The sequence below is a fragment of the Sphingomonas sp. Leaf10 genome, from assembly GCF_001421245.1.
In the GTDB taxonomy this organism is placed as follows: domain Bacteria; phylum Pseudomonadota; class Alphaproteobacteria; order Sphingomonadales; family Sphingomonadaceae; genus Sphingomonas.
In genome coordinates this window covers 1-8,300 of the sequence record NZ_LMKE01000012.1, presented here as the reverse complement: position 1 = coordinate 8,300, position 8,300 = coordinate 1, and the positions used below count along the sequence as shown (strand labels likewise).

At 65.0% G+C, this 8,300-nt stretch carries 9 protein-coding genes and 1 pseudogene; all 10 read right to left on the bottom strand.

From position 1 onward, the window contains the following. Nucleotides 1-111 precede the first annotated feature (111 nt). Nucleotides 112-1,290 carry a M24 family metallopeptidase gene (locus ASE59_RS10115; RefSeq protein ID WP_056455702.1) on the bottom strand — a complete coding sequence of 393 codons (1,179 nt, stop codon included), beginning with the start codon at nucleotides 1,288-1,290 and terminating at the stop codon, nucleotides 112-114. A gap of 93 nt (nucleotides 1,291-1,383) precedes the next feature. Then, nucleotides 1,384-2,730, bottom strand: coding sequence for a TadE/TadG family type IV pilus assembly protein (locus ASE59_RS10110; RefSeq protein ID WP_082458217.1), 1,347 nt, complete (start codon nucleotides 2,728-2,730; stop codon nucleotides 1,384-1,386). Then, nucleotides 2,727-3,257: a TadE/TadG family type IV pilus assembly protein gene (locus tag ASE59_RS10105; RefSeq protein ID WP_056455699.1), complete on the bottom strand. Its 531-nt coding sequence runs from the start codon at nucleotides 3,255-3,257 to the stop codon at nucleotides 2,727-2,729. Before ASE59_RS10105 ends, ASE59_RS10110 begins: the two co-directional genes overlap by 4 nt. Beyond that, nucleotides 3,254-3,463, bottom strand: coding sequence for a hypothetical protein (locus ASE59_RS10100; protein WP_056455697.1), 210 nt, complete (start codon nucleotides 3,461-3,463; stop codon nucleotides 3,254-3,256). The genes ASE59_RS10105 and ASE59_RS10100 overlap by 4 nt, the downstream gene beginning before the upstream one ends. A gap of 126 nt (nucleotides 3,464-3,589) precedes the next feature. After that, the gene (locus tag ASE59_RS10095) at nucleotides 3,590-3,796 is read right to left on the bottom strand and encodes a TadE/TadG family type IV pilus assembly protein (protein ID WP_056455695.1); all 207 of its coding nucleotides are present in this window, start codon (nucleotides 3,794-3,796) and stop codon (nucleotides 3,590-3,592) included. A gap of 1,041 nt (nucleotides 3,797-4,837) precedes the next feature. Then, a complete protein-coding gene (locus ASE59_RS10090) occupies nucleotides 4,838-5,626 on the bottom strand; it encodes a hypothetical protein (RefSeq protein ID WP_156360010.1) in 789 nt (262 codons plus the stop codon). Beyond that, complete coding sequence (locus tag ASE59_RS10085; protein ID WP_056455688.1) at nucleotides 5,623-5,883, bottom strand: hypothetical protein; 261 nt, start codon at nucleotides 5,881-5,883, stop codon at nucleotides 5,623-5,625. Before ASE59_RS10085 ends, ASE59_RS10090 begins: the two co-directional genes overlap by 4 nt. Nucleotides 5,884-6,180: 297 nt before the next feature. Beyond that, a complete protein-coding gene (locus tag ASE59_RS10080; RefSeq protein ID WP_056455686.1) occupies nucleotides 6,181-7,248 on the bottom strand; it encodes a S41 family peptidase in 1,068 nt (355 codons plus the stop codon). Nucleotides 7,249-7,569: 321 nt separating this feature from the next. Next, a pseudogene (locus tag ASE59_RS10075) lies at nucleotides 7,570-7,836 on the bottom strand (NAD(P)H-dependent oxidoreductase); the annotation flags it as partial. Beyond that, nucleotides 7,782-8,210, bottom strand: coding sequence for an SDR family oxidoreductase (locus tag ASE59_RS10070; protein ID WP_235515718.1), 429 nt, complete (start codon nucleotides 8,208-8,210; stop codon nucleotides 7,782-7,784). The gene ASE59_RS10070 and the pseudogene ASE59_RS10075, both read right to left, overlap by 55 nt. Nucleotides 8,211-8,300 lie beyond the last annotated feature (90 nt).

Genomic DNA, 8,300 nt, shown 5'->3' with positions numbered 1-8,300 from the left:
GGTCGAGCCGCAGCGTCGCCGGCGGCGGGCCGATCGTCGCTGCGGCATAGCGACCCGGCGCGGCAGCCACCGGCACCGCGACCGCCGCCAGCAGCAGCGCGACCAGCGACCTCATCCGAACGGGCGGTCGATCGACGGCTGCGGCTGGGTGAACCATGCCGCGCCGGTTTCGGTCACATGGAAATGATCCTCCAGCCGGATGCCGAAGCGGTCGGGGACGACGATCATCGGTTCGTTGGAAAAGCACATGCCGGGTTGCAGCGGCGTGCGGTCGCCGCGCACCAGATAGGCCGGTTCGTGAATCGACATGCCGATGCCGTGGCCGGTGCGGTGCGGCAGGCCGGGCAGGCGATAATCGGGACCCAGCCCCTCGCGCACCAGCACCGCGCGGGCGGCGGCGTCGACGGCTTCGCACGGGACGCCGGGCGCGGCGGCGGCGAACGCGGCGGCCTGTGCGGTATGTTCGATGTCCCAGATCGCGCGGACCTCGTCGGCGACCGGGCCGAAGGCATAGGTGCGGGTAATGTCGCTATGATAGCCGCCGACGCGGCAGCCGGTGTCGATCAGCACCAACTCGCCCTCGTTCAGCGCGCGGTCGCCGGGCAGGCCGTGGGGAAAGGCGGTGGCCCGGCCGAACTGGACGATGCAGAAATAGGAGGGGCCGCCGCCGATCGCGCGGTGGGCGTCGTCGATGAAGCGGACGACTTCGCTGGCGAGGATGCCGGGACGCAGGATGCGGGCGGCGGCCGCCTGTACCGCCAGCGTCATGTCCTTGGCGCTTTGCAGCAGCGCCAGTTCGGCGGGCGACTTGACCATGCGGCAGCCATCGATCGCGGGCGCGCCGTCGGTCAGGGTCAGGCCGTGGCGCGCCAGCTTCTGCCCCCAGGCGAAGGGGAGCAGCGGATCGACGGCGAGCGTGGCGCCGCCGGGCAGCGCGTCCCGGACCAGCGCGGTCGGATCGGCATCCTCCTCCCACAGCAGCAGGTCGGCGGCGATGGTGAGGTCGGCCTCCAGCGTGCCGCGCTCGAACGCCGGACAGATGATGCGCGGGGTGCCGTTGACGGGCAGCAGCAGCGCGACCATCCGCTCGCTGGCGCCCCATGGGATGCCGGTGAAATAGTCGAGCGATGCGCCGGTATGGACCAGCAGCGCGTCGGCACCGGCCTGTGCGGTTAGTGCGCGGGCGCGATCGATCCGTTCGGCGCGTTCGGCGGCGGTGATTGCGGGAGCGGCGGCGAAGGGCCGGATCGCGGCGAGTTCCTTGGCCGAGGTCGATCCGCCGATGGTCATGCTGGTCTCCTGTCGAACTGCGTACGCAGCGGTGCTTGAACGCCGCTATCTCTAGCGGCGATCGCGATCATCGTCAGCCCCGCATGACCCCGCTCAACGGGTCAGGCGTGAGGTCTTGATCGCCTGCTGGAACAGCGTTGTCAGCGCTTTCGACAGGTTGCCGTCGGTCGACACCTCGAAGAACAGATTGTCCGAAGCACAGGTCCGCAGCGCTGGCGCGATATCGGGCAGCTTCCCCACCGCATTGTTGATCGACCACTGGTCGTAATCGATCGCTGCGGCGGTGTAGGTGGTGTAGAGGACTGCGATCCGTACCCCGCGCGCCTTGATCGCGTCACACTGGTCGGTCGTCATGGCGCCCATTTGCTGGCCGTCGATATACTCGTTGCGCATGCCGTCGGTGATGAGGAACAGCACGGCTTTCGGTCGGTCGCCGGGAACGTGGCGGCCATTGCCCGGGTTGTCGGTGATTGCTGCGTTCAGCTTGGCCAGCGATCCACCATGTTCGGTCTGCATGCTCCAGTTGCTGGAACCCTTCTTGATCGCGACGGTCTGTGCGGTGGCTGCTTTCGCACGGACATTGGCGAAATCCGAGGACGGGGTGGCACCGGTCAACGCCCGATAGTTGGCGGCGCGATCGAAGGTCGCAAGGTAGAAGCGATATGCCGCGCCGTTCGACCTGCCTTCGGTTTCGGCTTCCGTGACCACGTCGGCGACCGCGCTCTTGCCGGCATCGATCCGCAGTTCGATGTTGTTGGCATGGGCGAAGGTGTAATAATCGATGATCTTGCCCTTGGCATTACGGATATTCGGATTGTCGGGATTGGTTTCGTGGCAGGCGAAAGCACAACCATCAGGATTTCCTTCCCGAACGGTTTGCGACTTCAGGAAATCGATGCCGGCGGTGGTGGTTGGCAGCGCCATCGACGACGATACGTCCAGCATGACGTAGAAATCGGTGTCGGGCGCGGTGCTGGCTTCGGCAGTGGCCGTTCCCTGCACCGTCAGGGTCGACGTACCAAGGATGCCGGCGAAACTGTTGCGCGACTGGCCGCGATAGGTGACCGTCGCGGTGCGCAGGTAGCCATCGGTCTGCGACGAGGATTCGGTAACGCGGATTTGCAGCTGCGCGGGGTCGGCGAAGTTGAACGGAACGATCCCGGTCATGCTGGCGGCCTCCGCCTCGAACATGATCCGCGCCTGCGCCTCTGCATCGGCGAGCGGCTTGTCCATCATCGTCAGGCTGGTCGCCGACAATGCCGCCGCGTCGGCCGCCGCATTCAGATCGGTCTGGATGCGCATGGCGGTGCCGTAATCGATCGCCATGCCGGTCGCGAAGGTGATCGGCACCAGCGCGAACCCGAAGATCATCAGGATGTTGCCGCGCCGGTCGGCACGCAGGCGGGCGAGGAAGGCGGACAGGCGCATGGATCGGCTCATGTCAGGGTGATGGTCGCGGACCGGCGTGGCAGGAGCCACAGCATGTTCGAAAAGGTGATCGTGTCGAAATAGTTCGGCAGCACCGAATCGTACTGGTAGGAAGACTGTGTGAGGATGAACACCATGTTCGGCCGCCGATAGGCTGCGGGAATGAACCAGCTTGGGTAATCGCCTTTCGGAAACGCGAAATCGTTGCGCGCGCGGCTCCAGTCGATTCTGAACGCCTGGCCTTTGCTATCCACCGTGATCTGCGTGATGCGCAAGCGGACCGGTTGGGTCGCGTATGGCGTCAGGATCTGGGTGGAAGCCTCCATCAACCCGTCCAGTTCAGCGACGCGGAGCGTGCGATATTGCGACGTGAGGTCGGCGACCGCGCGGGTCATGATCGTCACCTTGCGCTGGGCGGTGATCGCGTCGCTCAGCTGGTACCCGCCGACGAACAGCATCAGCAGCACTGGCAGCGTGATCGCGAATTCGATCAGCGCCGCTGCCCGCTGGTCCTGCCATAGGGTGCGGAGCCGGGTCATGCATATGGCTCCGACTTGAACACCATCGTCCCGATGATCGTCCGTGACCCATTTCCCTGATTGCTGAGATTGAGGCCGAGCGGCAGGGTGCCGAGTGGCCAGTCGTAGATCAGCCGAAGCACGACGACCGCGCCCGCCCCGCCGGGGTCGAATCGGGTGGTGTCGGCCGCGCTGCCGCTGGCATCGAAGTTCAGCCCGCCGGACACCGTGCCAACACTGGCGAGGTCGGGAACCTGGCGAACGTCGACATACAGGTTGCCGCACTTCAGGAACGAGGGGAGCTGCGCACAGGCCTGCGCCCGGAACTGGTCGCGGGTCGTACCGGCCGGGATCTACCCGGTCAGCACGCGACGCGCGATGCTTTCGGCTGCGGTCTGGACGCTGTGCTGGACGAAGAAGACGAGCGCGACCTGCAAGGTGCCGATCAGCAGCGCAAGGAAGGCGGCGGCACACAACCCGAATTCGAGCGTCGCTGCCCCGCGTTGGTCGCGACCGGTCCGTCGGATCAGATCAGCGGCGGTGGCACGGCAGCAAGGCATACTTCATGCCATGCCCGACGAATCTTAAAATGCGTTCAATGTGATGGGCGATCGTCGGTAAGCGGTGCGTCGATATCGATAACCGTCCGCAGCCGGACGCTACGACAAACGCTTCGGATCGGGGATGGGAAGTGATCGCGCACATCAACGATAGCGCAATTTCTGCTCGTGTTGACCCGCCGACACGATAACGAACGCTGACAAATACACATCAACGAACGCCAGTGTAGGTGTGAAACACAGCAAGGGCCGCGCATCCGTTTCGGATCGAAAGCCGCCCGAGATATGTGCCGCGCGCGGATGGTTGCTTTTGGTGGAAGCCGGAATGTCCGGTTTGGAGAAGGCACCTCAAATAAGCCGTCGTTCGTTGTCCATTAGGTGTCGTTCAGCTGGCGGATTAGGGCGTCGAGGTTTGGACTGCTAGACGAAGATACTCGGTAACGGACACGAACGACGGGCTTCCGAAGTGCAGTATCGATGACCGAGAAGAAGTACAACCTACCAAGGAAACTGAACGCCGAGCAGTTCTGGGCGTACGCCGTGGAGTTTGGCCTAAGAACTGCGTACGGTGCCTGCAGATAGTTCACGATGTCGTGCGCCACCGAACGTTCCCGAAACTGACCGAAAACGACTTTTTCCACGAATGGAAGGTCGCCGCCAGTAGAAGGTATACCTGTGGCTGAGAATCGTAGCGCCTACTTGCGGACGCGGCCCAGAGCGTCCTGCGGGTCAGCCAGTTTTCCCATACCGTCAGCTTCGAGCATTACTTGAAGGCACTGAAGGCTAGGGGTCGCCAATCCAGCGTTCGAGACAGACGTGATTGTGCACGTTGGCTTATTCATGCAACTTGGAATAAGTTCGCTTTAGTAATCGACTGCGCGCCACGGGTAGGCCATCTGCCCGTTCAGCTTCGCGGGCATCGTCACAACCGGCCGGATCGCATCCGGCGGAAGGCGGCTGGGCGTATCAGCTCGCGGATGTCGGTTCCATGCCGCGGAATTGCGAAAGCGTGGCCAGCACGCCGACCGTCCGGCAAAAAACTCAATCGTCCGTATCTCCTGGGTCCCAGAAAACTGCCAAGGCAATAGATGCGACAAGGCTGACGGGACGTGCACTGTTGCTGGTTGGAAGTGCGATGACCCGGCGGCTGAAGTCGGTGAGATCGACCGCTCCGATCACTTCGTCGGTGTCGGCGTCGGCGACGCGGTAGCCTACCGGTAGTTCGGTTGGGACGCGTGCGCCCTGCAAGTAATGCTCCGACCGGATGGTGACGGTCTTGTCACCCAGCTTGACCCGTCCGATCCGATGCGCCGGTTGCGCGATGGCGCCGGTACCTGCTTCTGCCTCCAGTCGCAACGTACCGACCACTTGGCCCGCCCGCAGGAAGCGGCAGCGCAGGAGGAGCGGGCGTCGTGGTTCGCTGATCGTGAACGAACCAATGCCCAGGCGTCGCTCGGTCCGATCATAAATGCAATCGCCGGACAGCTTGCCGTCGACTGCCGGACCCTCCGCCTCGAACGTGAAGCGACCGAAGCGCTCGGCGCCACCGATGCTGATCCCGAACAGCGTCAATGCCTCGCTGGCTCCGAGCGACTTGCGACGCACCCGACCGGTCAGCGCCGGACCGGCCCTCATCGTGCCGTTCATCCACAAGGGAACGCGCAGTTCCAGCACGTTGCCTTTCGCTGCAATATCGGCAAACCCGGCCATCCGCTGTGCACAGGCTGGAGATGCCGCCATGATCGACACAAGCGCTACAACGATCGCCGGAAGGTACCGCATCGGCATTTCTTTCCTTGGTAGCAGATAAGGCGAGCCGAATTTCGTCATTCGCGCCCGGCCAGCCATCCGCGCGGCATCAATGAAAGTGTGTCGAGCAGTACGGCCTCGGCCATCGGTACGTCGCGGTTGGTCAGGACCGGGACTGCCCATCCATGCCCTACATCTAACGCCAAGGCCGATCCGATACCGACATGCACACCGCCGCCGGAATGACCTGCCCAGAGCCGTTCGCCAATTTCGCGGCGCGCGAACCCCATGCCATACGCCATGCCCGGATGGGGGTAGATCGATACGACGCAGGCCATGGCGGTCGGTTGCGATCGTCGCTTCTATTCGCCGCGTATCGCTCCGCGTCGCAACCAGTCGCCAGCGACCACTCGCTCTCGCCGTGGCGCCGAGCTAATCGCTCCAAGCCACAGCGCTTCTTCTGACGAGGCCTGCGGCGGAGACGTTGCGCGCGGCCCATCGTCCGCCGTCGCCCAGATTGACCGCATCGACAAGCGCCGCAGCTCGAGGATCGAGCGGGGTCGCCCCGGCGACGCGCGCAGGAAGCAGAAGCGAAGCGCTGGCGGCGAGCAACGTCCGTCGGTCGATCCCTATGGTCATGCGCCTGTCGCCGAACGGCAGCGTGCTGCGACCCAGCGGCGTGCCGCCTCGGGCGCGGCGGTCGGGTCGGTCGCATGGTCGGGGGCGAGGCCGTCAGGATAGCGCCGCCCGGTGCGGTCACGGACCTGCGAATCGACGATGACGAGATTGGCGCCGTCGCGCAGACGAAACCCCGACGTCGCGGTCGATGCACCAAAGCTGTGCGCGCCGAACGTCGCCATGTTGGCGCGACCGGCGAAGGCGATCGCGGTCAGTTCGCCCGAACTGGCGGTGCCGCCATCGATCAGTAGCGCGACCGGTCGGCGTGCGCCGTCGGCCATGGGCTGCCACCCTGTAAGGCGCAGGGTGACCTGCTCGCTCCCTTGCGCCGAGCGCAACAGCAAAAGGTTGCGGCGAATGATCCAGTCTTCGCCGCCTTCCTTCGCCACGAAGCCGCCGACCGGCCCGTTGCCGAGGAGCACGCCCAGTCCCGCAAGCATCGGCATCATGTTGCCGCCGCCATTGCCACGCAGGTCGATCACATAGCCGCACGCCCGCGGACCGGTTACCAGCGCGCGGTGCAGCGCCAGTGCATAGCGTTGCAACGCTTCCGGGGCGTTGTCGCCATTGGCAGTGACGACGACGCTGCGAACGCGCTGGCCATCGACCACCGTGTCGGCGGGCGCGGGGCCGGGACGTCTGGCGAAGCGCGGGTCATAGCGGCGCGGCGGATCGGGATCGGGCGGATAGACGAAGTCGTGGCCCTTGGCCGCCCGGTACATCGCGGCGCGTTCGGTGGATAGTTGCAGGAAGCTGTGATGATCGCCAAGCGCGCGCACCAGCTCAACCAATGCCGGATAGGTGTCGAATGGGGTCGTCGCCTTGTCGCCCAGCCGGTGGATGCGCCCCGACACTGCCGGCCAGTCGACCCGGTCGGCGAACAGCGCATGCTCCCGCACCGTCGCAATCGCTTCGTCGAGATAGGCAGGCGCATCGAAGGCCGGTGCGCCAGGCGGCATTTGCGCTGGGGCAGGCGAGACCGTCAGCAACAGCAATGGCAGCCCGTATTTGAAGATGAGGGTCATGGCCAATTCCTGTGGTTCGGGACGATCACGGCTCTAGCGGCCACAGCCGACCCCTTCGTCGCACCGCCGTGAATTTCGCGGGAAATCAAACGGTACGACGCCCGTTCCCCGTTGCGGGGTCCCCACTCCTGCCTGTTGGAAACGGCCCCGACACCCTGGACAGGATGCCGGGGCCGCCCGACGTGCCGTATCGATCGTCCGGTCGCTCCACCGGTCGGTGGTCGGCCGGCGATCCGCGACCCGGGTGTGGGGCATGCGGGTCGGCGCGTTCGGCACGTGCTCCCTTGCGTGCCTTCCTTCGAAGGCGGTGCCGCTTCACACCATGCGGCCCGTGTCGTCGAACTCTTCGAACGCCTTGGCGACGCTGGACTGGTTGGGGATCGTGACCATCCGCATCCAGCGGCCGAGGACGCGCAAGGTGTTCACGCTGTTGAACGACTGCGATCCGGCCGACACCTGCATGACAGCGAGGGTGCGGCCCTGCGTCGGGCGCATCCCGCCCATCGACAGCGGCAGGTGGTCGACCTGCAGCTTCATGATGCCGGTGATCTGTCCGTGCCGTTCCGGGCTGCACCACACTTGTCCCTCTGGGGGATCGCCGCGCGGCTCATATGCACGACGCCGTAGAGGTCAGTCTCAATCACCTTGGTGAATTCGGCGAAGTCGCCCTCATCGACCTTGCCCAGATGATCCACGCCGGCGTCGTTGACCAGCACGTCGATCCGCCCGAAGCGATCGATGGCAGCCTGAACCAGTGCCTCGCATGCCCCGCGGTCCGAGACGTCGGTTTCGCGCGCCTCGACCGTACCGCCAAGCTCGCTCGCCAGCTTGTCGAGCGCGCCCTTGTTGATGTCGCCCAACACCAGCGTTGCGCCTTCCTCGGCGAAGCGGCGTGCGGCTCCTTCACCGATCCCCGAGGCGGCACCGGTGATGACGATGACCTTGTTGGAAAAGCGCGCCATTATGCATTCCCCGCCTGAGCGTCGTGGTTGGCCATGCCGAAGAATTCGTGAGTCACGCCTGGGAAGGTCTTCTGCTCGACTTTGTCACCG